This is a genomic window from Pseudomonas sp. LA5 (assembly GCF_028640825.1).
In the GTDB taxonomy this organism is placed as follows: domain Bacteria; phylum Pseudomonadota; class Gammaproteobacteria; order Pseudomonadales; family Pseudomonadaceae; genus Chryseomonas; species Chryseomonas aestiva.
This window is the reverse complement of the sequence record NZ_JAQYZY010000060.1, coordinates 161270-187316: the sequence shown is the minus strand read 5'-3', so window position 1 is coordinate 187316 and position 26047 is coordinate 161270. Positions and strand designations below refer to the sequence as shown.

At 64.6% G+C, this 26047-nt stretch carries 25 protein-coding genes; 14 read left to right on the top strand and 11 right to left on the bottom strand.

Annotation, left to right across the window (positions count from 1 at the left end; all coding sequences use genetic code 11):
- Positions 1-92 precede the first annotated feature (92 nt).
- Together PVZ72_RS23455 and yaaA are read right to left on the bottom strand one after the other, a co-directional pair.
- A complete protein-coding gene (locus PVZ72_RS23455) occupies positions 93-1553 on the bottom strand; it encodes a mannose-1-phosphate guanylyltransferase/mannose-6-phosphate isomerase (RefSeq protein WP_187981188.1) in 1461 nt (486 codons plus the stop codon).
- Positions 1554-1950: 397 nt separating this feature from the next.
- Entirely contained in the window at positions 1951-2730 is a 780-nt protein-coding gene (gene yaaA, locus PVZ72_RS23450; RefSeq protein ID WP_273863124.1) for a peroxide stress protein YaaA, read from the bottom strand.
- Between the two features lie 353 nt (positions 2731-3083).
- Here yaaA and PVZ72_RS23445 point away from each other — a divergent pair, with 353 nt between their 5' ends.
- The 4 genes from PVZ72_RS23445 to moaE all read left to right on the top strand — a co-directional run bounded on the left by PVZ72_RS23445 (position 3084) and on the right by moaE (position 5890).
- Positions 3084-4475 (top strand): PhoH family protein, encoded by a 1392-nt coding sequence (locus PVZ72_RS23445; RefSeq protein ID WP_017639124.1) that lies wholly within the window; start codon positions 3084-3086, stop codon positions 4473-4475.
- A 229-nt stretch (positions 4476-4704) separates the two neighbouring features.
- Complete coding sequence (gene moaC / locus PVZ72_RS23440; protein ID WP_273863123.1) at positions 4705-5184, top strand: cyclic pyranopterin monophosphate synthase MoaC; 480 nt, start codon at positions 4705-4707, stop codon at positions 5182-5184.
- Positions 5181-5432 (top strand): MoaD/ThiS family protein, encoded by a 252-nt coding sequence (locus PVZ72_RS23435; protein ID WP_158896819.1) that lies wholly within the window; start codon positions 5181-5183, stop codon positions 5430-5432. Before moaC ends, PVZ72_RS23435 begins: the two co-directional genes overlap by 4 nt.
- A gap of 2 nt (positions 5433-5434) precedes the next feature.
- Positions 5435-5890 (top strand): molybdopterin synthase catalytic subunit MoaE, encoded by a 456-nt coding sequence (gene moaE, locus PVZ72_RS23430; protein ID WP_273863122.1) that lies wholly within the window; start codon positions 5435-5437, stop codon positions 5888-5890.
- 270 nt (positions 5891-6160) lie between these two features.
- Here moaE and rhlB read toward each other — a convergent pair whose 3' ends face one another.
- The 3 genes from rhlB to PVZ72_RS23415 form a co-directional block, all read right to left on the bottom strand.
- Entirely contained in the window at positions 6161-7666 is a 1506-nt protein-coding gene (gene rhlB / locus PVZ72_RS23425; protein ID WP_273863121.1) for an ATP-dependent RNA helicase RhlB, read from the bottom strand.
- A 95-nt stretch (positions 7667-7761) separates the two neighbouring features.
- Positions 7762-8712, bottom strand: coding sequence for a GGDEF domain-containing protein (locus PVZ72_RS23420; protein WP_187981193.1), 951 nt, complete (start codon positions 8710-8712; stop codon positions 7762-7764).
- A 199-nt stretch (positions 8713-8911) separates the two neighbouring features.
- Positions 8912-9556 carry an alpha/beta hydrolase gene (locus PVZ72_RS23415; protein WP_187981312.1) on the bottom strand — a complete coding sequence of 215 codons (645 nt, stop codon included), beginning with the start codon at positions 9554-9556 and terminating at the stop codon, positions 8912-8914.
- Positions 9557-9939: 383 nt separating this feature from the next.
- Between PVZ72_RS23415 and PVZ72_RS23410 the strand changes: the two genes are divergently transcribed.
- From PVZ72_RS23410 to PVZ72_RS23380, 7 genes are all read left to right on the top strand, one after another.
- Positions 9940-10968: an amino acid ABC transporter substrate-binding protein gene (locus tag PVZ72_RS23410; protein WP_187981194.1), complete on the top strand. Its 1029-nt coding sequence runs from the start codon at positions 9940-9942 to the stop codon at positions 10966-10968.
- A gap of 100 nt (positions 10969-11068) precedes the next feature.
- Positions 11069-12256 (top strand): amino acid ABC transporter permease, encoded by a 1188-nt coding sequence (locus PVZ72_RS23405; RefSeq protein WP_187981195.1) that lies wholly within the window; start codon positions 11069-11071, stop codon positions 12254-12256.
- 9 nt (positions 12257-12265) lie between these two features.
- A complete protein-coding gene (locus PVZ72_RS23400) occupies positions 12266-13366 on the top strand; it encodes an amino acid ABC transporter permease (RefSeq protein ID WP_187981196.1) in 1101 nt (366 codons plus the stop codon).
- Between the two features lie 10 nt (positions 13367-13376).
- Positions 13377-14144 (top strand): amino acid ABC transporter ATP-binding protein, encoded by a 768-nt coding sequence (locus PVZ72_RS23395; RefSeq protein ID WP_039976153.1) that lies wholly within the window; start codon positions 13377-13379, stop codon positions 14142-14144.
- Positions 14145-14408: 264 nt separating this feature from the next.
- Positions 14409-15101 carry a phosphatidylcholine synthase gene (pcsA, locus tag PVZ72_RS23390; protein ID WP_133862217.1) on the top strand — a complete coding sequence of 231 codons (693 nt, stop codon included), beginning with the start codon at positions 14409-14411 and terminating at the stop codon, positions 15099-15101.
- Between the two features lie 2 nt (positions 15102-15103).
- Positions 15104-15424, top strand: coding sequence for a GIY-YIG nuclease family protein (locus PVZ72_RS23385; RefSeq protein WP_187981197.1), 321 nt, complete (start codon positions 15104-15106; stop codon positions 15422-15424).
- Positions 15412-16350, top strand: a complete 939-nt coding sequence (locus tag PVZ72_RS23380; protein WP_273863120.1) for a glutathione S-transferase family protein — start codon at positions 15412-15414, stop codon at positions 16348-16350. The genes PVZ72_RS23385 and PVZ72_RS23380 overlap by 13 nt, the downstream gene beginning before the upstream one ends.
- Positions 16351-16409: 59 nt before the next feature.
- Here PVZ72_RS23380 and PVZ72_RS23375 read toward each other — a convergent pair whose 3' ends face one another.
- From PVZ72_RS23375 to PVZ72_RS23355, 5 genes are all read right to left on the bottom strand, one after another.
- Positions 16410-17030, bottom strand: a complete 621-nt coding sequence (locus PVZ72_RS23375; RefSeq protein WP_273863119.1) for a flavin reductase family protein — start codon at positions 17028-17030, stop codon at positions 16410-16412.
- Between the two features lie 10 nt (positions 17031-17040).
- A complete protein-coding gene (locus PVZ72_RS23370; protein WP_273863118.1) occupies positions 17041-17532 on the bottom strand; it encodes a metallophosphoesterase family protein in 492 nt (163 codons plus the stop codon).
- 251 nt (positions 17533-17783) lie between these two features.
- Positions 17784-18908, bottom strand: coding sequence for a 2Fe-2S iron-sulfur cluster-binding protein (locus tag PVZ72_RS23365; protein WP_443218261.1), 1125 nt, complete (start codon positions 18906-18908; stop codon positions 17784-17786).
- Between the two features lie 3 nt (positions 18909-18911).
- Positions 18912-20168, bottom strand: a complete 1257-nt coding sequence (locus PVZ72_RS23360; RefSeq protein ID WP_273863116.1) for an aromatic ring-hydroxylating oxygenase subunit alpha — start codon at positions 20166-20168, stop codon at positions 18912-18914.
- Between the two features lie 125 nt (positions 20169-20293).
- Positions 20294-21217 carry a LysR substrate-binding domain-containing protein gene (locus tag PVZ72_RS23355; protein WP_187981203.1) on the bottom strand — a complete coding sequence of 308 codons (924 nt, stop codon included), beginning with the start codon at positions 21215-21217 and terminating at the stop codon, positions 20294-20296.
- Between the two features lie 144 nt (positions 21218-21361).
- Between PVZ72_RS23355 and PVZ72_RS23350 the strand changes: the two genes are divergently transcribed.
- Complete coding sequence (locus tag PVZ72_RS23350; protein WP_187981204.1) at positions 21362-22078, top strand: TetR/AcrR family transcriptional regulator; 717 nt, start codon at positions 21362-21364, stop codon at positions 22076-22078.
- 47 nt (positions 22079-22125) lie between these two features.
- Here the strand turns inward: PVZ72_RS23350 and PVZ72_RS23345 are convergent, their stop codons facing one another.
- On the bottom strand, positions 22126-24162 hold the full coding sequence (locus PVZ72_RS23345; protein WP_273863115.1) for an NADH:flavin oxidoreductase: 2037 nt from the start codon (positions 24160-24162) through the stop codon (positions 22126-22128).
- A gap of 177 nt (positions 24163-24339) precedes the next feature.
- Here PVZ72_RS23345 and PVZ72_RS23340 point away from each other — a divergent pair, with 177 nt between their 5' ends.
- Both PVZ72_RS23340 and PVZ72_RS23335 read left to right on the top strand, forming a co-directional pair.
- Complete coding sequence (locus tag PVZ72_RS23340) at positions 24340-25089, top strand: electron transfer flavoprotein subunit beta/FixA family protein (protein WP_187981206.1); 750 nt, start codon at positions 24340-24342, stop codon at positions 25087-25089.
- Positions 25089-26015, top strand: a complete 927-nt coding sequence (locus PVZ72_RS23335) for an electron transfer flavoprotein subunit alpha/FixB family protein (RefSeq protein WP_273863114.1) — start codon at positions 25089-25091, stop codon at positions 26013-26015. Before PVZ72_RS23340 ends, PVZ72_RS23335 begins: the two co-directional genes overlap by 1 nt.
- Positions 26016-26047 lie beyond the last annotated feature (32 nt).

Here is a 26047-nt window from a genome sequence, read left to right as displayed (position 1 = left end):
GAAACGACAAGCCTAACCCGTTTTGCCGAGCGGCTGCCGAAAACACAGACACCGGCCTGAGCCGGTGTCTGTTTGGTGCCTGTTGGCAGTGCTTAGCGCGTGGGCGCCTTGCCGGCCTTGGCGACTTCCAGGGCCTGGGTGTCGACGCGGCCGTAGATGTCTTCGAAGCGGACGATGTCGTCTTCGCCCAGGTAGCCACCGGACTGCACTTCGATCAGCTCCAGCGGTACCTTGCCGGGGTTGGCCAGGCGGTGCACGGAGGTCATCGGCAGGTAGGTGGACTGGTTCTCGGTCAGCAGGAAGACCTTGTCGTCACAGGTGACCTCGGCGGTACCGGAGACCACGATCCAGTGCTCGGCACGGTGGTGGTGCATCTGCAGCGACAGCTGAGCGCCCGGCTTGACGGTGATGCGCTTGACCTGGAAGCGCTGGCCCATGTCGATGGAGTCGTAGGAACCCCAGGGACGGAAGACTTCCTGGTGTGCCTTGACCTCGTTGCGGTTCTGCTTCTCGAGGGCGTTGACCAGCTTCTTGACGTCCTGGACCTTGTCCTTGTGGGCGATCATGACCGCGTCCTTGGTTTCCACCACGACCACGTTTTCCAGACCGACCAGGGTCACCAGCTTGCCGTTGCCGTGCACCAGGCAGTTGCGGCTGTCATGCAGGACGACGTCGCCCTTGATGACGTTGCCGTTGTTGTCCTTGGCATGGACGTCCCACAGCGCGGACCAGGAACCGACATCGTTCCAGCCGGCGCTCATGGGCACCACGCAGGCGCGGGTGGTCTTTTCCATCACGGCGTAGTCGATGGAATTGTCCGGGCAGACGGCGAAGGTGGCGGCGTCGATGCTGATGTTGATGCCGTCGATGCTGCTGCGCTCCAGCGCCAGCAGGCAGGTGTCGTAGATATCGGTGTCGTGCTTCTTCAGCTCTTCCAGGAAACGGCTGGCGCGGAACAGGAAGATGCCGCTGTTCCAGCAGTAGTCGCCGGAGGCCACGTATTCGGTGGCGGTGACGGCATCGGGCTTCTCGACGAAGCGCTCGACGCGGGACACGCCCTGAGGCAGACCGTCGTTGGAGCCGGTCTTGATGTAGCCGTAACCGGTCTCGGGCGCGGTGGCCGGAATGCCGAACAGCACCATCTCGCCACGCTCGGCGGCGGCGGCGGCCTGTTGCAGGGCCGCCTTGAATTCGGCTTCGTCCTCGATCACGTGATCAGCGGGCAGCACCAGCATCAGGTCGTCCTTGCCGTCAGCGACCAATTGCATGGCAGCGATGGCCACGGCCGGCGCGGTGTTGCGACCGAAGGGCTCCATGATCAGCGCCTGCGGCTTGCACTCGACGGCCTTGAGCTGCTCTTCCACCAGGTAACGGTGTTCGGCGTTGCAGACGATGATGGGGCAATCGATGCTGCCCTCGCAGCCCAGGCGATTGATGGTCTCCTGGAACATGGTCTGTTCGCTGGTCAGGGCCAGGAACTGCTTGGGGTAAAGCTTGCGCGAGAGGGGCCAGAGTCGCGAGCCGCTACCACCGGACAGGATGACGGGAATCATGGGCGTTACTCCTTCAGCGTCTGCTGATTTGTGGCCGCTGTCCCTGAGGTCGGGACGAAGCGTCCATGCTTCGAAAGATCAACCGGCCGAAAGGTCGACCGGTACAAATTGAACGTGCGGACTGATTGCCATTGGCCAGCATGACCCGGGGCAAGGACCAGACAAAGACAGAATCAAACGAAAGTGGTTCTCAGCGAATTTTCCTTTTTTCGGAAAGGCAGCGGTTTTGAGAGGTCCGGCAACTTTTCGCGCCTGGAACGTCTCCGCCACGGGGCTGAAACCTTTTTTATTGGAGGGAGATGACAGTCTTTCACGGATGGCGGGCACCGAATGTGACCCTCTAGCCAGTTCGATGGCCCAGCGTGCGGGCAATTGTGCCATCCGTCGATTCGCTCGGCTAATTCGGCGGTGTATCGCGCAGAAACACCAGCTTGTCTGCCGAGGAACGCTCGGTCGAGTAGTGATAACCCTGGTCATCGAAATCGCGCAGGTCGTCCACCGTGGAAACGCGTTGCTTGATCACGTGCCGTGCCATCAGGCCCCGTGCCTTCTTGGCGTAGAAGCTGATGATCTTGTAATCGCCATTCTTGAGATCGCGAAACTCCACATCTACGATCCGGACCTGCAGGCGCGCCCTGCGCACCGCGCTGAAATACTCGTTCGAGGCCAAATTCAGCAGGACGTCGTCACCCTGGGCCGCAAGATCCGCCTTGAGCCAGTCACTGATACGGTCGCCCCAGAAGGCATAGAGGTCCTTGCCGCGCGGATTGGCGAACTTGGTACCCATCTCCAGGCGATAGGGCTGCATCAGATCCAGCGGACGCAACAGGCCATAGAGTCCGGACAGCATGCGCAGGTGCCGTTGGGCGAAGTCGAAGTCGTCTTCCTCGAAATCCTCGGCGGCCAGGCCGGTGTAGACGTCGCCTTTGAACGCCAGCAGCGCCTGCTTGGCATTCTCCGGTGTGAAATCCGAAGTCCAGCTGCCGAAGCGGGCGACATTGAGCGTGGCGATCTTGTCGGACACCCCCATGAGCGCGGCGACCTCAGCCGGGGCGAGCTGGCGGAGCCCGTCGATCAGTTCGCGGGAATGCTCCAGGTATTGCGGCAGGGTATGGCGGGACGTGCTCGGCGGTGTGCTGTAGTCCAGCGTCTTGGCGGGTGAAATCACCATCAGCATCGGCTTGGCTCCTCTTGGCGAGGCGCCATTCTAGAAGTCTCCGCCGCCGGGCTCCAGTGGGCCGTGCCGATGGGATCAATAGGTATTGACCACGTTCCCGGGGCGAGGTTGCCGGGTCAGGCGGCAGGAAACAGGGACGCGCGAAAAAAATCGGGTACGGCCAAAAAAAGCTTTTGTGCCTCAGGTCTTTTGCGTTATTACCGAAGTGTCCGTCGCATCTCCCGGGTCCCGTGCCCTCATGTTGGCCGGTCCGTGAACCCGTTGCTGGAGCGACGGCACCTTTCGCAGCGGAGCGTCGTCTGGCGCTCCGTCGACAGGCTTGCGAGTCAAGCGTTTCTACGAGGTGACCGAGTATGGATGATCACGGACGTTCCCGCCCCACCCAGCCCACCCTCTATGTGCTCGACACCAACGTACTGATCCACGACCCGAACGCGCTGCTCAATTTCGAGGAGCACCACGTTGCCATTCCCATGACGGTCCTGGAGGAACTCGACAAGCTCAAGACCGGCAAGCACAACGTTGCCGCCGAGTGCCGGCAGGCGATCCGCCTGATCGACAGCGTGCTCGCCGAATCCTCGCCCGAGGACGTCGAGCGGGGCGTACCCATTCCCCGCGGCAAGGGCGAGGCCAAGGGGCGACTGTCCATTCTCATGGGCCGCCGCGCCGGCCCCATGGCCTGCCTGCCCGACGACATCAACGACAACCGCATCATCAACCAGCTCGTCGAATTGCGCACCCAGCATCCCCAGGAGCGGGTCGTGCTGGTGACCAAGGATATCAACATGCGCCTCAAGGCGCGTGGCTGCGGCATCGCCGCCGAGGACTACCAGACCGACCAGCTGCTCGACGACGTCTCCCTGCTGTCCCAGGGTTATCACAATCTGCCGGGATCCTTCTGGGATAACGTGAGCAAGGTGGAAAGCCGGCAGGAGCTGGGTCGTGTCTGGCACCGGGTACAGCTGTCGGCCGAGATGCCACCCTTCAACGTCAATGACTTCGTGCTCGACGAGCAGGGCTTCGTCGGCTGGGTCAAGGCGGTGCGCGACGGCGAGGTCATCCTGCTCGACATGCATCAGGAACCCCTGATGCACCAAGAGGCCTGGGGGCTGAAGCCGCGGGACATCTACCAGGCGCTGGCGCTGTTCGCCCTGCTGGAGCCTGACATTCATCTGGTCAACCTGACCGGTGCGGCAGGCTCGGGCAAGACCATCCTGGCGCTGGCCGCGGCCATCGAGCAGACCATGGTCACCAAGAGATACCGGCGGATCATCGCCACCCGCAGCGTCCAGGGTCTGGACGAGGACATCGGCTTCCTACCCGGCACCGAGGCCGAGAAGATGGAGCCCTGGCTGGGCGCCATCACCGACAACCTCGAAGCCCTGCACATGGACGACCACAACCCCCACGGCAGCGTGGACTACATCCTCAGCAAGGTACCGCTGCAGTTCAAGTCGCTGAACTACATCCGCGGCCGCAGTTTCCAGCAGAGTCTGATCCTCATCGACGAATGCCAGAACCTCACCCCGCACCAGATGAAGACCATCATCACCCGTGCCGGCAGCGGCTCCAAGGTGATCTGTCTGGGTAACCTGGCGCAGATCGATACGCCCTATCTCTCGGCCACCAGCTCCGGCCTCACCTACCTGTCCGAGCGCTTCAAGGGCTTCAACCACGGAGTGCACATCACCCTGCAGGGCGTACCCCGGTCCATCCTCGCCGAATACGCAGAGTCCCATCTGTAAGTGCCAGGGCTTGTCTGAAAAGTAGCCGAGCGAAAGTCAGGCAAGGCAAGAATCCGTGAGGAAGCGGAGTTTACGAGTGGTAAATGAGCATTCCGAACGGATTTTTAACGCAGCATGACCGAGCGCAGGCACTTTTCAGACACAGCCCACGATCCCCGTCTGGTCACGGGCGGGGATCAAATCCCCAGCCGCAGGTCTACAATGGCAGGTCCTTTCCAGGAGTCATGCCGTGCTGACCCATCTCGATTCCCAAGGCCGTGCCAACATGGTCGATGTCACCGACAAGCAGGTGACCTTCCGTGAAGCCACCGCCGAAGCCCGGGTGCGCATGCGTCCGGAAACCCTCGACCTGATCCAGAACGGCGGCCATCCCAAGGGCGACGTCTTCGCCGTGGCGCGTATCGCCGGCATCCAGGCAGCCAAGAAGACCGCCGACCTCATCCCGCTCTGCCATCCGCTGATGCTGACCGGTGTCAAGGTCCAGCTAGTCGCCGAAGCCCCCGATGGGGTGCGGATCACCGCCACCTGCAAGCTATCCGGTCAGACCGGCGTGGAGATGGAGGCTTTGACCGCCGCCAGTGTCGCGGCCCTGACCCTCTACGACATGTGCAAGGCGGTCGATCGCGGCATGACCATCGAGGCGGTGCGGCTGCTGGAAAAGAACGGTGGCAAGAGTGGCCACTTCCGCGCCGAGGAGCAACCGGCATGATCCGCGTGCAATTCTTCGCCCGCTATCGAGAAGTGCTGGGCCTCGCCGAGGACAGCCTGGCCTGGGAGCCTGGGCTGGCCACCGTTGGCGACCTGCGTGAACACCTGGTCCAGCGCGGCGGGATCTGGGCCGAGACCCTGGGCGAGCGCGGTCTGATGTGCGCGCGCAACGAAGAGCTCTGCGGACTGGCCGAGCCGTTGCGCGAGGGTGACGAGGTCGCCTTCTTTCCGACCGTGACTGGAGGTTGAGCATGACGATCCGTGTGCAGGCCAAGGCCTTCGATCCCGGACAGGAACTCAATGGCCTGCATGCCGCCAACACCGGCATCGGTGCCGTGGTGGGCTTCGCGGGTTACGTGCGGGACTTCAACGACGGCCGGGACGTCGGCGGGTTGTTTCTCGAGCACTTTCCCGGCATGACCGAAAAAGCCCTGGCGCGCATCGTCGAAGAAGCGAACCAGCGCTGGCCGCTGCTCAGGGTCGATATCCTGCATCGCATCGGCCGACTGGAGCCAGGCGAGCCCATCGTCTTCGTCGGTACCGCCAGCGCCCATCGCCAGGCGGCCTTCGAGGCCTGCAATTTCGTGATGGACTATCTCAAGACCCGCGCCCCCTTCTGGAAGAAGGAAGACACCTCCGAGGGACCGCGCTGGGTGGAAGGTCGCGCCAGCGACCAGGATGCCGCGGAGCGTTGGGCGAAGGGGTAACGGAGCAGGGTGGAAAACCGCGTCAGCGTTTTCCACCTGCTGCCTCAAGGCTGGCGGTGGATGAGGTTACGCCGTCATCCACCCTGCGACGGATTACTTCCAACAGCTGGCAATCACCGCGCGTGCACGCCGGTAACACTTATCGCGGCCATGGGCCGCTCCTACAGGGGCGCGATACAGGTGTAGGAGCGGCCCATGGCCGCGATAAGAGAGGTTCAGCAAGCGGTCGCGTTGATAGGCCGCTTAGAGTGGCGTTCCAACGCGTCTGCCTCAACGCTGCCGCGGCACCGGCTTGAGCAACTCGGCTGGCGGCATCTCGCAACCGATCTTGCGGCCCAGCAGGGCTTCAATGGGCGGCAGGGCGAAGGAGTCGTCCTCGCCGGCAAAGCTGATGGAGGTGCCGGTGGCGCCGGCACGACCGGTACGGCCGATGCGGTGCACGTAGTCGTCCGGGTCTTCCGGCAGGGTGAAGTTGATCACGTGGCTGATGCCGTCGACGTGGATGCCGCGGCCGGCCACGTCGGTGGCTACCAGCACGCGGATCTTGCCGGCACGGAAGCCTTCCAGGGTCTTGATGCGCTTGTGTTGAGGCACATCGCCGGACATCTGGGCGGCGCTGATGCCGTCCTTGGTCAGGCGCTCCTCGATGCGGCGCACCTCGTCACGCCGGTTGGCGAACACCATCACCCGCTCCCAGTTGTTCTGGGCGACCAGGTTGTAGAGTAGGCGGTACTTGTCGCTGGAGGACACGGCATAGACGTGCTGCTCGACGGTGTCGCTGGCCACGTTTTCCGGCTCGATCTCGACGATGGCCGGATCGGTGGTCCACTGCCGCGCCAGATTCATCACGTCGTCGGTGAAGGTGGCGGAGAACAGCAGGGTCTGGCGTTCGCTCTTGGGCGGGGTCTGGCGAATGATCTGGCGAACCTGGGGGATGAAGCCCATGTCCAGCATGCGGTCGGCCTCGTCCAGCACCATGACCTCGACCATGTCCAGGTGCACCTCGCCGCGCTGGTTGAAGTCCAGCAGACGGCCCGGGGTGGCGACCAGAATGTCGCAGTAGCGCGCTTCAAGCTGCTTGAGCTGCTTGTCGAAGTCCATGCCGCCGACAAAGCTCATGACGTTGAGCCCGGTGTACTTGGCCAGGTCCAGGGCGTCGTTGGCGATCTGCACCACCAGTTCGCGGGTCGGCGCGATGATCAGCGCCCGTGGCTCGCCCATGTATCTTTCCTTGGGCGGCGGCGTGGTCAGCAGCTGGGTGATCGTCGAGATCAGGAAGGCGGCGGTCTTGCCGGTGCCGGTCTGGGCACGGCCGATGGCGTCCTTGCCCTTGAGGGTGAAGCCCAGTACTTCCGCCTGGATCGGCGTGCAGTAGGGAAAGCCAAGGTCATGGATGCCGTGCATCAGCCGCGGATCCAGCTTGAAGTCATGGAAGCGCGTCTTGCCTTCCTGCGGTTCGACCGCGAAGTCTTCCAGTTTCCAGGTGTCGACCGGCTTGGGCTTGCGCGGGCTGCGCTCGCGGCGCGGCTTGGCGGATTTTTCCGCCTGGGCGCGAGGTTCCTGTTTTTCGGCCTGGGCACGCGGCTCCTGGCTACGGGATTCGCCTGAGGTGCGCGGTTTGCGTGGCACACGCTCGGCCTGAGGCTCGGGCGCGATGGGTGCAGGAGAGGAGGGGGCTGCAGGAGCGACGCTGGGGGTAGCTTGGGGCGCAGGGGAGGGAGTCGGCTGAGCGACCTCCTGATCCTTGCCCAGAAATTTTTTGAGTGCCTTGAGCACGGAGGGTCTCGATCATCGAAAGCGGAATGAGACCGCAGTGTAAAGCAACCGACGTGCCCGGCAACAACTACCTGCCGAACGCAGGCGCAATCCGGTCAGCCACTGATCCGATTGCGCCCGGCATCCTTGGCCTGGTAGAGCGATTTGTCCGCACGTCCGACCAGTTCATCCAGGGAGTCGGCCTTGCGCATCTGCGCCAGGCCGATGGAGACGGTGACCCCCGGCAGCCTGCCGCAGGGCGAATAGAAGTCCTTGATCTCCGCCAGGCTCTGGCGCAGGCGCTCGGCGATGGCGATCGCTTCGTCGCGATCGATTTCCGGCAGCAGGATGACGAACTCTTCACCGCCATAGCGCGCCATGCTGTCCTTGGGCCGCAGCTGGTCGCGCAGGGTGTTGGCGACCAGGCACAGGGCATAGTCGCCCGCCAGGTGGCCATGGGTATCGTTGTAGCGCTTGAAGTGATCGACATCCAGCATCAGCAGGCTCAGCGGCTGCCGGTTGAAGGCGCAACGGGTGCTTTCGCGCTCGAACAGCTGCTCGAGACGCCGACGGTTGAAGAGGCCGGTCAGGGTGTCGACATTGGCGTTGCGTTCGGTGTCGACGATGAGCTGATTGCCACGACGCATCCGCTCGCAGAGGATGCCGAGCAGGTTGTGCATGGCCTTGGAAGAGCGTTCGATCAGCTCCAGCACCAGGTCGCGATGCAGGCAGAGCACCAGGGTATCGGCTTCGGCGATGACATGGGCGCTGGGCCGCTCGCTGTCCATGAAGCTGATTTCGCCCGAGCACTCACCCGGACCGAGCAGATAGATGGGCGGATTTTCCGGCGAACCCAGGTGGACCCGCAGGCGACCTTCCAGCACGAGGTACATGTACTGGTTGATCATGGCGGGCGAGAGCAGGCACTCACCGGCGACCAGGCTGCGGGTGGCCGAGCGGGCGATCAGGGCTTCCAGCAGATGGGTCTCCACGCCCTTGAACAGGCGCAGGTCCTTCAGGGAAGCGACCGGGACTTCGGCCAGCCAGGCCGACAAGGGGGCGGCCATCAAAGGATCACCCCGGGGGCTGAAAGGAAAACTCGGGCCATAGCTGCTCCATGCACATCACGACCTTCAGGCACCCCTACTGGACCGGATGGGTACCCCAAAGTTCGTTCGCTTTGCCCTTTCCAGGCCTCCCTTCGCCCCCAGATTCCGCAAATTGTCGACCGGTTTCCAAAAACGAAGCGGTCCGCTGATTCGCGCTTTATTTTCCGCCGAGACGTGCCAGCAGCCAGTCCCGGATATCCTGGATTTCCGCCGGAATCACCTCGTGGCGCATGGGATAACTGTGCCAGAGCGCTTCCACGCCCGCGGCCACCAGCGCCTCGTAGGCGGCGCGCCCGAGGGCCAGGGGAACCACATCGTCCTGGTCGCCATGCAGGCACAGCGCCGGGGTCGCCCCACCGCGATTGACCTGGGCGTCTTCGAAGCTGGGCGCGTAGGTCGACAGCGCCATGACCCCACCCAGGGTGGGGCAGGAGGTGTTGTAGGCGGTATGCAACACCACGGCGCCACCCTGGGAGAAACCGGCCAGCACGATGCGTTCGGCGGGAATGCCCTGGGCCTGCTGGGTCTCGATCAGGCCTCGTACCGTGGTGGCCGATGTTTCCAGCTGGGCGCGGTCGATGGCCCGGGCAGGATTCATGGCCAGGATGTCGTACCAGGAGGGCATGGCCCAGCCGCCATTGATGGTGACCGCCTGGGTCGGTGCCTGGGGCAGGACGAAACGGGTCGAGCTCAGGCTGCGCTGCAACAATTCGGCAACGGGTTCGAAGTCATGCTGGGTTGCCCCCAGGCCATGCAACCAAATGACGCAGCTATCGGCGGTTCCGCTGGGCGATTCCAGCACAAGAGGCGAATTTTCCAAGGCTTTGCTCCAGTTTGGTGCCACTAAAAATGGGTGTGGTAACAGATGGTGCGCAAAATGCGTGTCGCATTTTCGTAATTTAGTTGTCCGGCTTTTTGCTCGAAGTCTCGCGATTGCCGGGTTTGAGCCAAGTGAGCATCTGTCGCATTCACTGGTCCGCAAATTGCCTCATCTAGGCTGCGGCCAGGTAGTGCACTAACAGGTAACACTGACTCACTGCTTCGTCATGCCTTCCAGTGCGTCTCCTTCTTCCTTTGATGAAGGACGCCCAGGGATCGGGTGGGCGGGTTCCACGGCAATCAGGCGAGAGACATCGTGCTGCCGTGCGACTGGAACGTAATTCATAAACAAAGTGGAGCTTATCGATGAAGATGGTGAAGTCTACCCTGGCAATTCTGACCACCGCCGCTGCTCTTGGCCTGTCCGGCATGGCTCACGCAGGCGCTACCCTGGATGCGGTGAAGAACAAAGGTTTCGTGCAATGCGGCGTCAGCGATGGCCTGCCGGGCTTCTCCTACACCGATTCCAAGGGTGACTACAAGGGCATCGACGTCGACGTATGCCGCGCCGTGGCCGCTGCGGTCTTCGGTGACTCCACCAAGGTTCGTTTCACTCCCCTGACCGCCAAGGAGCGCTTCACCGCGCTGCAATCCGGCGAGATCGACGTGCTGTCGCGCAACACCACCTGGACCAGCTCCCGCGATGGCGGCATGGGCCTGATCTTCGCCGGGGTCACCTACTATGACGGCCAGGGCTTCCTGGTGAACAAGAAGCTGGGTGTGAAGAGCGCCAAGGAACTGGACGGCGCCACCGTGTGCATCCAGGCCGGTACCACCACCGAACTCAACCTGGCCGACTACTTCCGTTCCAACGGCATGAAGTTCACCCCCATCACCTACAGCACCTCGGACGAGAGCGCCAAGTCGCTGGAAGCGGGTCGTTGTGACGTCCTGACCTCCGACCAGTCGCAGCTGTACGCCCAGCGCAACAAGCTGTCCAAGCCCGACGACTATGTCGTGCTGCCCGAGGTGATCTCCAAGGAGCCCCTGGCACCGGCCGTCCGTCGTGGTGACGAGGACTGGCTGACCGTGGTCAAGTGGTCGCTGTTCGCCCTGGTCAACGCCGAAGAGCTGGGTCTGACCTCCGCCAACGTCGAGGCCCAGGCCAAGGACTCCAAGAACCCTGACGTACGTCGTCTGCTGGGTGCCGATGGCGAATTCGGCAAGGATCTGAAGCTGCCGAAAGACTGGGCGGTGCAAATCGTCAAGCAGGTCGGCAACTACGGCGAAGTCTTCGAGCGCAACGTCGGCATGGGCAGCGATCTGAAGATCAAGCGTGGCCTCAACGCCCTGTGGAATGCAGGCGGTCTGCAGTACGCCCCGCCGGTCCGTTGATCTCGGCGCCTTAGTCGCCGACCACCTTCCGGATGTGCAGATTCTCGCCCTGCAGCGTTCCCCGCGCTGTGGGGCGAGAATTTAATGAGGCTTCTAGTAGATGCAAAACGTTAGCAAACCGTCCTCGCCGGTCCGTGGGTCTCTGCTCACCGATCCGCAGGCACGCTCCTGGTTGTTCCAGATCGTGGCCGTGATCGCCGTTGTGGCCTTCGGCTGGTTCCTGTTCACCAACACCCAGGCCAATCTCGCCAACCGGGGTATCACCTCCGGCTTCGGCTTCCTGAACAATACCGCCGGCTTCGGCATTCCCCAGCACCTGATTCCCTACAGCGAAGGCGACACCTACGGGCGGGTCTTCCTGGTCGGACTGCTCAACACCCTGCTGGTGTCGGTCATCGGTATCTTCCTGGCGACCATCATCGGTTTCACCGTGGGTGTGGCCCGGCTGTCGAACAACTGGCTGCTGCGCAAGGTCGCCACGGTCTACATCGAGACCTTCCGCAACATTCCCCCGCTGCTGCTGATCTTCTTCTTCTATTTCGCCGTGCTCGCGCCCCTGCCAGGTCCGCGCCAGAGTCTGAGCCTGGGCGAAGCCTTCTTCGTCAACAACCGCGGTCTGTACATGCCCGCGCCGATCGCCGATGCCGGGTTTCTGCCCGGCTTGATCGCGCTGCTGATCGCCATCGTCGCCAGCGTGGTGGTGGTGCGCTGGGCGCGCAAACGGCGGCATGCCACGGGCCAGCGCTTCCCGGTGCTGTGGACCGTACTGGCGCTGCTGATCGGGATCCCGCTGCTGGCGGCCCTGGTCTTCGGCAGGCCGTTGCACTGGGAGGTGCCGGAACTGCAGGGCTTCAACCTGCGCGGCGGCTGGGTGATCATCCCCGAGCTGGTGTCCCTGGCGCTGGCCCTGTCGGTCTACACCGCGGCCTTCATCGGCGAGACGGTGCGTGGCGGCATCCAGGCGGTCAGCCACGGTCAGACCGAGGCGGCCAGTTCGCTGGGGCTGCGTCCGGGGCTGACCCTGCGGCTGGTGATCATTCCCCAGGCCTTGCGGGTGATCATTCCGCCGCTGACCAACCAGTATCTGAACCTGATGAAGAACTCGTCGCTGGGTGCCGCCGTCGGCTATCCGGAGATGGTGGCGCTGTTCGCCGGCACCGTTCTGAACCAGACCGGTCAGGCCATCGAGACCATGGCCATCACCATGAGCGTCTACCTGGCCATCAGCATCAGCATCAGCATCCTGATGAACTGGTACAACAAGCGCATCGCGCTGATCGAGCGTTAAGGAGCGCGTATGAGTAACCAGACCCATACTTTCAAACCGGACCTGCCGCCGCCGCCTTCCAGCGTCGGTGTCCTGGCCTGGATTCGGGGCAACCTGTTTTCCAGCATCGGCAATACCCTCCTGACCCTGTTCGGTCTCTACCTCGTCTGGCTGATCGTGCCGCCGGTGGTGAACTGGGCCTTCATCAATGCCACCTGGAGCGGCAGCACCCGTGCCGATTGCGTGCCAGGCGGTGCCTGCTGGGTGTTCATCAAGGAGCGCTTCGGGCAGTTCATGTACGGCTTCTACCCTGGCGATCAGCGCTGGCGCGTGGATCTGACCGTGGTGATCGCCGTGATCGGGGCGATTCCGCTGTTTCTCGACAGCTTCAAGCACAAGGCCCGCTACGGCCTGGCCCTGCTGGTGATCTATCCGCTGGTGGCCTTCTGGCTGCTGTATGGCGGTCTCGGTCTGCGCGTGGTGCCCTCCAGCGAGTGGGGCGGCCTGATGCTGACCGTGGTGATCGCCGCGGTAGGCATCGTCGGCGCCTTGCCGCTGGGCATCCTGCTGGCCCTGGGGCGCCGCTCCAAGCTGCCGGCGATCAAGGTCATCTGCGTGACCATGATCGAGTTCTGGCGGGGGATCCCGCTGATCACGGTGCTGTTCCTGTCGTCGGTGATGCTGCCGCTGTTCCTGCCCGATGGCATGAACCTGGACAAGCTGCTGCGCGCCATCGTCATGGTGATCATCTTCGAGGCGGCCTATATCGCCGAGGTGGTGCGAGGTGGCATGCAGGCCATTCCCAAGGGGCAGTACGAAGCTGCTGCGGCCATGGGCCTGGGCTACTGGCGGACCACCGGCCTGGTGATCCTGCCGCAGGCGCTCAAGCTGGTGATCCCGGGCATCGTCAACACCTTCATCGCGCTGTTCAAGGATTCGAGCCTGGTGGTCATCATCGGCCTGTTCGACCTGCTCAACAGTATCAAGCGCGCCACCTCCGACCCGGCCTGGCCTGGTCTGTCCACCGAAGGCTATGTGTTCGCCGCCCTGGTCTTCTGGATTTTCTGTTTCGCCATGTCCAGCTACTCCGCCCGTCTGGAGCGCAAGCTGAACACCGGCCACAAGCGTTAGGAGTCAATAGATGAATGTAAGCAACAAGCAGCCGGTCGACAGCAGCAAGGTCATGATCCAGCTGAAGGACGTGAACAAGTGGTACGGCCAGTTCCACGTGCTCAAGGACATCAACCTGACCGTTACCCAGGGCGAGCGTATCGTGCTGTGCGGACCGTCCGGCTCGGGCAAGTCCACCACCATCCGCTGCATCAATCGCCTGGAAGAGCACCAGAAGGGCCAGATCATCGTCGACGGTACCGAGCTGACCAACGATCTCAAGCAGATCGAGACCATTCGCAGCGAAGTCGGCATGGTGTTCCAGCACTTCAACCTCTTCCCGCACCTGACCGTGTTGCAGAACTGCACCCTGGCGCCCATGTGGGTGCGCAAGCTGCCGAAGAAGCAGGCCGAAGAGATCGCCATGCACTACCTGCAGCGGGTGCGCATTCCCGAGCAGGCCAACAAGTTTCCGGGCCAGCTGTCCGGCGGCCAGCAGCAGCGCGTGGCCATCGCCCGGGCGCTGTGCATGCAGCCGCGCATCATGCTGTTCGATGAGCCGACCTCGGCGCTCGATCCGGAAATGGTGAAGGAGGTGCTGGACACCATGATCGGCCTGGCCCAGGACGGCATGACCATGCTCTGCGTGACCCACGAGATGGGCTTTGCCCGCACCGTGGCCAACCGGGTGATCTTCATGGACAAGGGCGAGATCGTCGAACAGGCCGCGCCGGACCAGTTCTTCGACAACCCGCAGAACGAGCGCACGCGGCTCTTCCTCGGCCAGATCCTGCACTAGGAAGCGACCGGGGCGGACGTGCTCCGCCCCGGTCGTCCTGCGAACCCAGTCACGGGCGTTCGGCGGGAAGGCGGGCAAAGGACAGCAAGGCGCGGTATCCTCGATGTTTGGCGCCCGGTTTCCGGGGTCGGCGGTCAAGGCCCGCCTTGCCGTTCACCGGCTTCATTGTCGATTTCGTAGCGTATTGCCAGAACAGGCGGTGCGCTGGACAGTCGAAGCCGTCATCATAGAGAGACGCCCGTGAACTCCATTTCCCATCCGCTCATGCTGACAAAAGCCAAGGCCTGGGGCGCCCATGCGGTGACCTCCAGTGGTGTGATCCTCGCGCTCCTGGCGCTGCTCGCTCTGGTCGACGGTCAACCCAAGGGTTGCCTGATGTGGCTCGGCATCGCCCTGCTCGTCGACGGGCTCGACGGTACCCTGGCGCGCAAGTTCGAAGTCAAGCGGGTCCTGCCCCATTTCGACGGCTCGGCGCTGGACCTGGTGGTCGACTACCTGACCTATGTGTTCATTCCGGCGATCTTCATCTATCGCTTCGTTCCCTTGCCGCCGCACTTCGAGCTGGTGGCGGTGGGCATCATCCTATTGTCGTCGCTGTTCTGTTTCTGCAATGTGAACATGAAGAGCGCCGACAACTATTTCGTCGGCTTTCCCGCGGCCTGGAATGTGGTGGCGCTGTATTTCTACGTGCTGGACCTGGCGCCCTGGTTCAGCATGGCGGTGGTGCTGGTGCTGGCCGCCCTGACCCTGACCCGGGTCAAGTTCCTGCATCCCTTCCGCGTGCGTCAGCTGATGGCCTTGAACATCGCCGTGACCTCCATCTGGCTGCTCAGCAGCGCCATGATGGTGTTCGTGCATCCCGACAAGCCGCTGTGGCTAATGGTCCTCTGGTTCGCCAGCGGCATCTACTTCGTCGGCGTGTGCGTCTGGCGTACCGCCCGGGAGTGGTTCGCCTGACGGTGAGCGATGACCCCCTGCCACCCGCGCGCACCTGGTATGTCTACCTGGTGCGCGCCGAGAATCAGGCGCTCTATTGCGGCATCAGCGATGATCCCGAGCGCCGTTTCGCCCAGCACCGCAGTGGCCGCGGTGCCCGCTTCTTCGCTTCCAGCCCGGCCCAGGCGCTGGTCTATGTGGAAGCCTGCGGCGACAAGTCGACCGCCCTGCGCCGTGAAATCCAGATCAAGAAGCTACCCAAACGAGCCAAGGAAGCCCTGGTGCTGGCCCTGTCCGGCACCTCGCCCGTGGCTGATTCAGGAGTGCTGTCATGTCCGAGCTGATTCTGCATCACTATTGGCAATCGCCCTTCGCCGAGAAGGCGCGCCTGCTGCTGGGTTTCAAGGGGCTGGCCTGGCGTTCAGTGATCATTCCGCGGATGCTGCCCAAGCCCGAGCTGGTGGCGCTCACCGGAGGCTATCGCAAGACCCCGGTGCTGCAGGTGGGGGCCGATGTCTATTGCGACACGGCGCTGATCGCCCGCCGGCTGGAGGCGGAGAAGGCGGTACCGGCGCTTTTTCCGGAGGGTCAGGAAGCGGTCGTGGCCGCCTTTGCCGGCTGGGCGGATTCGGTACTGTTCCAGCATGCGGTGGCGCTGATGTTCCAGCCGGAGATCATGGGGCCGCGCCTGGCAACTCTGCCGCCGGAGCAGGCCCAGGCCTTCATGGATGACCGCAAGGCGCTGTTCAGTGGTGGCAGCCTGAGTCGTCTGACACCCGAGCAGGCCCGGCAACAGCTGCCAACCCTGCTGACCCGGCTGGAAACCCAGCTCGGGCGCAGCGCTGGCGAATTCCTGTTTGGCGCGCCTTCGCTGGCCGACATCGCCCTGGCGCACAACTTCTGGTTTCTCAAGAGCACACCACAACTGGCGCCCCTGATCGACGAGCGTCCCGAGATCGCCGCCTGGTTCGCCCGGGTGCTGGGGTTCGGTCATGGTACCCATGAGGAACTCGGCGCCGCCGAGGCGCTGGAGATCGCCAGGACCGCGGAGCCGCTGGCCTTGCCGAGCGACCAGGCCGTTGCCGTGGAAGGCTTCGCCTGGGGTGACCGGGTGAGCGTGGCGGCGACCGACTATGGGGTGGATCCCGTGGTGGGCGAGCTGGTGCATGCCGACAGCGAAGCCCTGGTGATCCGTCGCCACGACGCGCAACTGGGGGCGCTCCAGGTGCATTTCCCGCGACTGAATTTTCGCGTCAGCGCCGCAGGCTAGTGAGCCTGGAATGCAAAACGGCGCCCTGGGGCGCCGTTTTGCATTCCAGGGCCGACCGCTCAGTCGGGGCGACGCATGCGGAACAGTGCGGCCTCGGTGATCTCGAAATAGTCGGCCGGGCCACCGCCGCGCACGATGGGGCGGGCAGCCGCGGTCTGGTAGATGCCATCCTTGAGCAGGCGCTTGTCGATATGGGCGGCGACCACCTCACCCAGCACCAGCCACTGATCCAGTTCGTCCCCGGAAGCGGTCTTGAGGCGGACGACCTGGCTCAGCTTGCACTCGAAGGCCACCTGGGCCCGGGCGACCCGCGGCACCTTGACGACGCTGGAGGGTGCAGGCTCGAGGCCGGCCAGAGCGAATTCGTCCACCTCGGGTCCGACCATGGCGCTGCTGGTGTTCATCTCCTCGGCCAGTTCACGGGTGGCCAGGTTCCAGACGAACTCGCCCGTGCGCTCGATATTGGCCACGCTGTCCTTGTAGCCCTGGCTGGAAAAGCCGATCAGCGGGGGCTTGTAGTTGAAGGCATTGAAGAAGCTGTAGGGCGCCAGGTTGAGAACGCCGCTTTCGCTATGGGAGGAGATCCAGCCGATGGGACGGGGCGCGATGATGGCGTTGAAGGGATCATGGGGCAGGCCGTGGCCCTGGCTGGGTTCGTAGAAGTGGTAATCGATGCTCATCGGGATTCCTTCAGGGGGTGAGTTCCAGGATCTCGGCCTGGAGCTGGCCGGCATCCAGGGTCAGGCGGCCGACGCTGATCGGCAGCCGAAAGCGCCGCGGGCCAGCGCTGCCGGGGTTTATGTAGAGTACGCCAGCCCGCTCTTCGATCAGCGGCTTGTGCGAATGGCCGCTGACCACCACCCGCACCTTGGCACCGGCGGCCGCCAGATCCAGCTCGGGCAGGATGTGCAGCATATGGATGTCGACGTCGGCCAGGGTCAGGGTGACGCGCTCCGGGATGTCGTCGGCCCAGGGCAGGTCGTCGTTGTTGCCGCGGACCACCGCCAGCGGCGCCAGCTCGCGCAGGGCGTCGAGGATGTCGGGCTTGCCGATGTCACCGGCGTGCAGGATGAAGTCGCTGCCGGCCAGGGCTTCCAGCGCCTGGGGGCGAAGCAGGCCATGGGTATCGGCGATCAGGCCGACGCGATAGGGGCGAGACGCGTGGGGTAGGGGGGCGTTCATGGGGCTCGGTATCTCTCAAGGCCTTCAGCGGGATCGCCATCGATCACGGGGCTGACGCTTCAGTTGAGAGGTGTCCGGACACCCAGGAGTTCTACGCGGAAGCGAAACGCTGGGCGGTGGTCCGCGCGAATCGAGGAACGGCTGTCCTGACCCAGACCCAGCGCGCCGTAGCGCACGGCTGAGCAAAGGCTGGCGGCAGAGACGCCTCGTCGAGGAGCGTCCGGTAGGGCGCCTTCACGGGACCGAAGCTGCTAGAGGTCGAGCACCAGATTGGACGTGGGCCTGCTGCAGCACAGCAGTCGCAACCCGCGGTCGATCTCGCGCTGGCGAATGCCACCGGCATGCCGCATCTCCACCTGGCCTTCGAGCAGGGCCGTCTTGCAGGTACCACAGAGGCCTTGCCCACAGGAGGAGGGCACGATGACACCCGCGCGCCTGGCGGCGCTGAGCACTGTCTGGTCGCCCGCCATGCTGAACACCTTGCCCGAGCGGGCCAGGGTGACGGTGAACAGGGCCGCGCCGACCGCGGTAGGCGCGATTTCGGCGGGGGCCGCCGGACTGCCGATCGTGAAGCTCTCCTGGTGAAAGTGGGCAAGATCGAAGCCGCCTTCCTGCAGGGTGCGCTGGACGGCGTCCATGTAGCCCTGGGGGCCACAGATAAAGACCTCCCGTTCGCGGAAGTCCGGCACCAGTCGCTCCAGCAGGGGTAGATCCAGACGGCCGAGCGCGCCCTGCCAGTCCGCTTCGGCGCCGGGTGCCTCGCAGATGGCGAATACCCTGAGGCCAGGTTGTGTGGCCTGCAGGTGCGCCAGTTCGTCGCGGAAGATGATGTCCCGGGGGGTACGGGCACTGTGGACGAAGGCGATGTCCGGATCGCTACCCAGGTCGAAGGCGGCGCGCGTCATGGCCATCAGCGGCGTGACCCCCGAGCCGGCGGACAGATAGAGCAACCTGCGCACCGGATGTCCGACCGGGGTAAAGATGCCTGCCGGGCCGGAAGCCTGCAGCCGGCTGCCAACCTCCAGGTGATCGTGCAGCCAGTTCGACACCGGCCCGCCGGGTACGCGCTTGACGGTGATGGCAAGGCTGAAGGGGCGGGTCGGCGTGGAGGACAGGGTGTAGCAGCGCGACAGCCGCTGGCCGTCGATGGTCAGCGACAGGGTGATGAACTGACCCGGCTCGAAGGCGAGGGCCACGAAGTCGGGACAGCGAAAGACGAAGGTCTTGACGTCGGCGGTCTCGACCCGAATGGCGCAGCATTCGAGGGCCTTCTGTTCGGCACTGCTCCAGGCCGCGCCGAACGCCGACCAGGTCCGGGCGTCGTTGAGGCGGCTGCCTTGCGCGGTGGCCAAGGGGGTGAGCGCGGTCATGGTCATTCCTCACACCCCGTGGGCCGCGAGGCGGGCGGCGTACCAGCGGGTGAATTGCTCGACGTAGGTCTCGGTGAAGGTCGAGAAGGGGCCGGGCACGTAGGCGGGATCCTGGGTGCCGCGCTGGGTGAGGGCGACGAGGCCGGCGTCCTGCAGATTGGTCGCCTGCCAGACCTCGATCAGGGTCTGGAGGTCGTAGTCGACGCCTTCCACGGCCTCGGCATGGACCAGCCACTTGGTCCTGACCAGGGTCTGGTCCGGGCCGAGCGGGATGAGGTAGGAGACCACGGCGTGATCGCTCATCACGTGGGTCCAGGAGTTATGGGTCCAGAAATGCACATCGCCCAGGTCGCGGCGCTGCAGGTCGCCCAGCAGCCGGGTACAGGCCACGCGGGTGGTCAGGGTCTGGGATTCGCCGTGGTTGGCGATGACCAGGCGCTGCGAGCGGAACTGGGTGACGCTGTCTTCTTCCAGGTGCTCCACGGCGGCGCAGAGATGGCCCTGGTCTTCCCAGTCCTGCCGGGCCGCGGCATTCTTCGCCTGATACTCCGCCAGGGCCTGGAGCGATTCCGGACTCATGCCGTCGGTGCAGACGCCGAAGTCTTCCGGCAGGAAGGAGGCGTTCAATTCCGGATGGCCCGCAGCACAGTGATAACACTCGCGATTGTTCTCGATCACCAGCTTCCAGTTGCCGTTCTCGATGATCTCGCTCTCGTGGGCGATCTTGCTGAGCTGCAGGGCGTAGGGTGCGAAGCGGGACGTCATCTCGGACGCGAGCGTAGCGATGTCCTGGGGTGGGTCTTCGCTCAGGCAGACCAGGATATGGGCACCCACTACCCGTACCGCCACCGGCAGGAGGCTGCGACAGCTGGCGTCGAAGTCCTGGCCCATGTGCGCGGCATGCTTCAGTTGGCCGTCGAGGTCGTAGGTCCACTGGTGATAGGGGCAGACCAGCATGCCCACGGTGGACTTGCCCGCCTCCCTGAGCCGCGCGCCCCGGTGCCGGCAGACGTTGCGAAAGGCCCGGATGTTCTCGTCGTCGTCGCGCACCAGGATGATGGAGGCCTTGCCGATGTCGAGGGTGGAGACATCGCCCGGCTCGGGGATGTCCGCGGTCACGCCGACCACGATCCAGTGCCGGTTGTAGAAGATTTCGAGGTCCGTGGCGAAGACGTCTTGCCGGCCATACAGCTCGCCGGGTAGACCATGACCCGGCTGGCGCTGGGCGAGCAGGTCGCGATGGCTCCTGGCAGGGGCGTTATCCATGGGGCACCTCAGGGGAGACGTTGGCCGGGGGTAGGTGGCCGCAGTATCGAAGCGCCCCTGGAAGGGGTCAACGCGCTTTATTGTTAAGCTGGCATGAGTCTGGGTTATGCGATGAAAGCCTTGCTCTAGAGCGGTCCATGGGCGCCTGGCTCGTCGCGTAGCCAGGTCGGCAGCAGCTCGCCCACCACCGACTGGCGACCATGGGGCACCACCAGGTAATAGGCATCGCGCGGCTTGACGATGAAGTCCGTCACCCGGACCAGTTGGCCGTCCGCCAGCAGTGGGGCGACCAGACGCTGCCAGCCCAGGGCGATCCCCAGGCCCTGGGTCGCCGCCCGGATGGTGTCGGCATAGTGGGTACAGCGCAGGCCGATGCGCAGCCGTGGTGGGGTATGGTCCAGGGCGCGGAACCAGGTGCTCCAGGTCATCCAGCCTTCCAGCGTGGCGTCCGAGTCGATCAGCGGACTCTGGTAGAGGTCCGCGATGGAGTGCGGCGCGGCATGGCTCACCAGCCACTCGGGGGCGCAGACCGGAAAGACCTCTTCGTCGAACAGCAGGGTGGCCGTGCCATCATCCCAGCTGCCATCGCCGTAGCGGATGGCCAGATCGGCCTCGCGATGCAGCGGCGGGACCAGGCGCAGCTGGAGATCGGGCAGCAGTGCCTGCAAGGCCGGCAGGCGGGGCATGATCCGCAGATGGGAGAAGGCGCTGGTACAGGCCAGGACGATTTCCTGCTCGGCCTGGCCGTCGAGAATCTTGTCGAAGGTCGCCGCGATGCGCTGCAGGGAATCACCCATGACCAGAAACAGCGCGCTGCCGTCGGGGGTGAGCTGGATGGCCCGGTGCAGGCGGTGGAACAGGCGGGTATCCAGCAGTTCTTCCAAGAAGCGAATCTGCTTGCTGACTGCGGCCTGGGTCACCCCGAGTTCCTGGGCGGCCAGGGTGAAGCTGCCAAGGCGAGCGGCAGCCTCGAAGACCAGCAGGGCATTCATGGACGGGATGAGCCGGCGATAGCCTTTGGAACGTCGCATGGATTCGGAGCGCTGCATGGGAGCCTGCCTTCGCCGGGGCTATGCCTTCAGTCCCGATTCGTCACGGCAGACGCCGTCGAGAAGCAGGAATCCACCTGGGTGCGCAGAGAAAAGCGCGGTGCTGTACAGTTGCTGGACAGTATTGCACGGGATAAGCGGTTGATGGCGCGACAGAGCAAGGCGCGGGACAGGGAAAAGGCCGCCGACAGTGGCTGGCGCGGCTCGGCCGATGGCTGGCTGGAGGCAGCCTACGAGGCCCTGAAGGAATCCGGCATCGATGGCGTCAAGGTGATGCCGCTCGCCAAGCGGCTGAAGCTGTCGCGTACCAGCTTCTACTGGTTCTTCGAGGATCGGGAGCAGCTGCTGGCCGCGCTGCTCGATCGCTGGCGCGACAAGAACACCGGCAATCTGATCCGGCAATGCGAGAGCTATGCGGAAAGCATCGCCGAGGCGATCCTCAATGTCTTCGAGTGCTGGTTGAACGCCGAGCTGTTCGACTCCCAGTTCGAGTTCGCGGTACGCAGCTGGGCGCTGCAATCCGCGGAAGTAACGGAGGCCATCGCCCTTGCCGATCGCACGCGCATGGCGGCGCTTTCCAGCATGTTCCAGCGCTTCGGCTACGACGCCGATGCGGCCGACACCCGGGCGCGGACGCTGTACCTGACGCAGATCGGCTATATCTCGATGAAGACCGCCGAGGGGCTGACCGAACGCTTCCGGCGCATCCCGCACTACACCAGCATCTTTACCGGTGAGCGCCCCACCCAGCGTGAACTCGACCGCTTCTTTGGCAAGTTCGGTTATGCCGAAGCCGAGCCCGGGGTCTTCGTGCCGCTCAGCGAGACCTTCCGCCAGGCGCCGGCAGCGGGCGAGCTCTAGGTCTGTAGGCAGCTAGCCCTGGCCGGCGACCAGGGCGGCTCGCTGGGCTACAGATCCTTCATCAGGCGCAGCGCATCGTAGATCGCCGCATGGGTATTGCGCGCGGCCACGGCATCGCCGATACGGAACAGCTGGAAGCGCCCGGCCGGGTTGGTGACGAGGTTCTGCGGCTTGCCGGCGATCAGGTCCTGGTGCTCCACGGCGCCGTCGTTCTTCGACTGTGGCCGCAGCTCGAAATAGAGATCGTCCAGTGGCACGGTCCCGTGGTTCACCACCACCTGATCGATCACGCGTTCCTTGTGCACCGGGCCGTAGTCGCTCTTGAAGGTGGCGACCAGCCGACCTTCGCGCCGTGCGACCCGGTCGACGCGGTAGGTCACCGTGAAGGTCACGTCGAGGTCCTGCAGCGTCCTCATGTAGGGCACCAGGTTCATGGCCATGACTTCCGCGGAAAAGGCCCGATCCGGGGTGACGATCTCCACCTGGGCGCCGCTCCTGGCGATGACCTCGGCGGCCTGCAGGGCGGCATGATCGCCGGCGTCGTCGAAGATCAGCACCTGACGACCGGGTTTGACGTCGCCGGAGATGATGTCCCAGGTCGAGACGGTGAGGTCGTTGCCCTGGCTGAGGATCTCGGTGTGGGGCAGGCCGCCGGTGGCGACGATCACCACGTCAGGTTCTTCGGCCAGCACCGTGTCGGCCTCGGCCCAGGTGTTGAAGGCGAATTCCACGCCCAGGCGTTCGCACTGGGCCATGCGCCAGTCGATGATGCTGATCATCTCGCGCCGCCGTTCGCTCTGGGCGGTCAGGCGGATCTGGCCGCCGGGGCGATCGGCGGCTTCGAACACCTTGACGCGGTGGCCGCGCTCCCCGGCTACCCGCGCCGCTTCCAGACCGGCCGGGCCGGTACCTATGATCACCACCTTGCGCGGCAGCGCCGCCCTGGGGATGTCGTGCGGCATGGTGGTCTCGCGGCCGGTGGCGGCGTTGTGGATGCAATAGGCCGCGCCCCCCTGGTAGATGCGATCCAGGCAATAGTTGGCGCCGACGCAGGGGCGGATCTCTTCTTCGCGCTTCTCGATGATCTTGCGCACAATATGCGGATCGGTCATGTGCGCCCGGGTCATGCCGATCATGTCGACCTTGCCCGAGGCGATGGCGTGGCGCGCGGTGGCGACGTCGGGAATCTTCGCGGCGTGGAAGGTCGGAAAGCCGGTGGCCGAGCGGATTTCACCGGCGAAATCCAGGTGCGGCGAATTGCGCATGCCCTGGATCGGGATGACGTCGGTCAGGCCGGCATCGGTTTCGATATGGCCGCGGATCACGTTGAGGAAATCCACCAGGCCACTGTCCTTGAGCAGTCGGGAGATGGTCATGCCGTCGTTGGCGTCGATGCCGCCGGGCAGGGTCTCGTCGCCGGTGTAGCGAATGCCCACCAGGAAGTCTTCGCCGCAGCGCTGGCGAATGCCGCGCAGGATCTCGAAGGTGAAGCGCATGCGATTTTCCAGCGAGCCGCCATAGGGGCCGTCCAGGGTATTGGTCAGCGGCGACCAGAACTGATCCATCAGATGGCCGTAGGCCTGCAGCTCCAGGCCGTCGAGGCCGGCGTACTTCATGCGCTCGGCGGCGTCGACGTAGTCCTTGATGATGCGCTCGATATCCCAGTCTTCGATCTGCTTGGGGAAGGCCCGGTGCGCCGGCTCGCGCTCGTGGGAGGGCGACACCACCGGCAGCCAGTCCGCCTTGTCCCAGCGGGTGCGGCGGCCCAGGTGGGTGAGCTGGATCATCACCGCCGCGCCATGCTCATGGCATTCGTCCGTCAGGTCCCGCAGCCAGCCCACCACCTCGTCCTTCCAGGCCAGCACGTTGTTGAACACCGGCGGGCTGTCGCGGGAAACGGCCGCCGAGCCGGCCGTCATGGTCAGGGCGACCCCGGCCTTGGCGCGCTCGACGTGATAGGCGCGATACAGCGCCTTGGGCATGCCGTCCTCGGGATAGGCCGGCTCGTGGGACGTGGTGATGATGCGATTGCGCAGGGTCAGGTGCTTGAGCTGGTACGGCTGCAGGAGCGGATCGGTGGACATCTCGGGCTCTCCGGGCTGAAGACATCAGGCGTGTTTTCACTCAATCTGGGGTGAATGTACATTAGTGTCAATAAATAAATCCATCATGTACATTTCTCTTGCCGACGACGCCGAGCCATGGCTAGGATTGGCCCATCTCAGGTGGTAGCCACGGCCCCAGGGGCCCCAGGAGAGACGATGAAAGTGCTGGTCGCGGTGAAGCGCGCCATCGATCCGAACATCAAGGTGCGGGTGAAGACCGACGGTTCCGACGTCGAGCTGGCGGGCGTCAAGATGGCCTTGAATCCCTTCTGCGAAATCGCCGTCGAGGAAGCCATCCGCCTCAAGGAGAGGGGCATCGCCCAGGAGGTCGTGGTGGTGACGGTCGGCGGCAGCGCCGCGCAGGAGCAATTGCGCGTGGCCCTGGCCCTGGGAGCGGATCGAGCGCTGCTGGTGGAGCTGCCGGGCCCCCTGGAACCCTTGAACGTGGCCAAGGCGCTGACCCGGGTCGTCGAGCGCGAGCGTCCGGACCTGGTGCTGTTCGGCAAGCAGGCCATCGACCAGGAAAACAGCCAGACCGGCCAGATGCTGGCGCAACTCGCCGGCCTGCCCCAGGCCACCTGCGCCTCGTCGCTGAGCCATGCGGCGGGTGAATGGATCGTCGAGCGTGAGATCGATGGCGGGCGCCAGACCGTCGCGCTGCGCTCACCCGCGGTCGTGACCTGCGATCTGCGGCTCAACGAGCCCCGCTATGCCTCGCTGCCCGCGATCATGAAGGCCAAGAAGAAGCCGCTGGAGATGCTTGACGGCACGGCGCTGGGCATCGCGACCAAGACGCATACCCGCTTGCTGGGCGTGCAGCCTCCCATCCAGCGCTCAGCCGGCATCCGGGTCCAGTCCGTCGATGAACTGGTGAGTCACCTCAAACAGCGTGCGGGAGTGCTCTGATGGCTACCTTGATCCTCGCCGAACAGCACCAGGGCCAGCTCAAGGCTGGCACGGCGAACGTTGTCATGGCGGCCAGGGAGCTGGCGCAGCCCATCGAGTTGCTGTTGATCGGGCCAGGTGCTGCCGCGGCGGCGGAGCAGGCGGCGGCCCTGGTTGGGGTGGACCGGGTGCTGGTGGTCGAGACCGCCGCGCCGTGCGCCCCGGAAAGCCAGGCCGAGCTGATCGCCGGGCTGGCGGGCCGGCAGCCCGGGCAGTTGTTGGCCGAGGCCAGCGTCCAGGGGCGTAGCGTCCTGCCGCGGGTGGCAGCCTTGCTGGATGTGGGGATGATCGCCGAGGTCATCGGCATCGACAGCCCGACCGTGTTCCGCCGGCCGATCTATGCCGGCAATGCCATCGCCCGAATCGAATCCCTCGATGAGGTGCAGGTCCTGACGATTCGCGCGTCCGCCTTCGCCCCGGCGGAGCAGGGGGAGCCGCCTTGCCCGATCGTGCGCCTGGAACAGGCGTTGCTACCGGCGGCGAGCCGCGTCGTCAGCGAGGTGCTCAGCACCAGCGCACGGCCCGAGCTGGGCAGTGCCCGCGTGGTGGTATCCGGCGGGCGTGGTCTGGGCAGCCGGGAGAACTTCGCCCTGGTCGAGCGGGTGGCCGATCGACTGGGTGGCGCCGTCGGGGCCTCGCGCGCCGCGGTGGATGCCGGCTTTGCCGGCAACGACCTGCAGGTGGGCCAGACCGGCAAGCATGTCGCGCCCGATCTCTATGTGGCCGTGGGGATCAGCGGCGCCATCCAGCATCTGGCGGGCATGAGCGGTTCCAAGGTCATCGTCGCCATCAACCAGGATGCCGAGGCGCCCATCACCCAGGTGGCCGACTACACCCTGGTGGCCGATCTGTTCCAAGCCCTGCCGGACCTGGAGCGGGCGCTCTAGCAGACGCTTTCTACTCAACAACAACACGTTCT

Bases quoted from the DNA above. Each gene is read 5' to 3' on its own strand.
- PVZ72_RS23455 (WP_187981188.1), bottom strand. From the start codon at position 1,553: ATGATTCCCGTCATCCTGTCCGGTGGTAGCGGCTCGCGACTCTGGCCC.
- yaaA (WP_273863124.1), bottom strand. From the start codon at position 2,730: ATGCTGATGGTGATTTCACCCGCCAAGACGCTGGACTACAGCACACCG.
- PVZ72_RS23445 (WP_017639124.1), top strand. From the start codon at position 3,084: ATGGATGATCACGGACGTTCCCGCCCCACCCAGCCCACCCTCTATGTG.
- PVZ72_RS23435 (WP_158896819.1), top strand. From the start codon at position 5,181: ATGATCCGCGTGCAATTCTTCGCCCGCTATCGAGAAGTGCTGGGCCTC.
- moaE (WP_273863122.1), top strand. From the start codon at position 5,435: ATGACGATCCGTGTGCAGGCCAAGGCCTTCGATCCCGGACAGGAACTC.
- PVZ72_RS23420 (WP_187981193.1), bottom strand. From the start codon at position 8,712: ATGGCCGCCCCCTTGTCGGCCTGGCTGGCCGAAGTCCCGGTCGCTTCC.
- PVZ72_RS23410 (WP_187981194.1), top strand. From the start codon at position 9,940: ATGAAGATGGTGAAGTCTACCCTGGCAATTCTGACCACCGCCGCTGCT.
- PVZ72_RS23405 (WP_187981195.1), top strand. From the start codon at position 11,069: ATGCAAAACGTTAGCAAACCGTCCTCGCCGGTCCGTGGGTCTCTGCTC.
- PVZ72_RS23400 (WP_187981196.1), top strand. From the start codon at position 12,266: ATGAGTAACCAGACCCATACTTTCAAACCGGACCTGCCGCCGCCGCCT.
- PVZ72_RS23395 (WP_039976153.1), top strand. From the start codon at position 13,377: ATGAATGTAAGCAACAAGCAGCCGGTCGACAGCAGCAAGGTCATGATC.
- pcsA (WP_133862217.1), top strand. From the start codon at position 14,409: ATGCTGACAAAAGCCAAGGCCTGGGGCGCCCATGCGGTGACCTCCAGT.
- PVZ72_RS23380 (WP_273863120.1), top strand. From the start codon at position 15,412: ATGTCCGAGCTGATTCTGCATCACTATTGGCAATCGCCCTTCGCCGAG.
- PVZ72_RS23375 (WP_273863119.1), bottom strand. From the start codon at position 17,030: ATGAGCATCGATTACCACTTCTACGAACCCAGCCAGGGCCACGGCCTG.
- PVZ72_RS23370 (WP_273863118.1), bottom strand. From the start codon at position 17,532: ATGAACGCCCCCCTACCCCACGCGTCTCGCCCCTATCGCGTCGGCCTG.
- PVZ72_RS23365 (WP_443218261.1), bottom strand. From the start codon at position 18,908: ATGACCATGACCGCGCTCACCCCCTTGGCCACCGCGCAAGGCAGCCGC.
- PVZ72_RS23360 (WP_273863116.1), bottom strand. From the start codon at position 20,168: ATGGATAACGCCCCTGCCAGGAGCCATCGCGACCTGCTCGCCCAGCGC.
- PVZ72_RS23355 (WP_187981203.1), bottom strand. From the start codon at position 21,217: ATGCAGCGCTCCGAATCCATGCGACGTTCCAAAGGCTATCGCCGGCTC.
- PVZ72_RS23350 (WP_187981204.1), top strand. From the start codon at position 21,362: ATGGCGCGACAGAGCAAGGCGCGGGACAGGGAAAAGGCCGCCGACAGT.
- PVZ72_RS23345 (WP_273863115.1), bottom strand. From the start codon at position 24,162: ATGTCCACCGATCCGCTCCTGCAGCCGTACCAGCTCAAGCACCTGACC.
- PVZ72_RS23340 (WP_187981206.1), top strand. From the start codon at position 24,340: ATGAAAGTGCTGGTCGCGGTGAAGCGCGCCATCGATCCGAACATCAAG.
- PVZ72_RS23335 (WP_273863114.1), top strand. From the start codon at position 25,089: ATGGCTACCTTGATCCTCGCCGAACAGCACCAGGGCCAGCTCAAGGCT.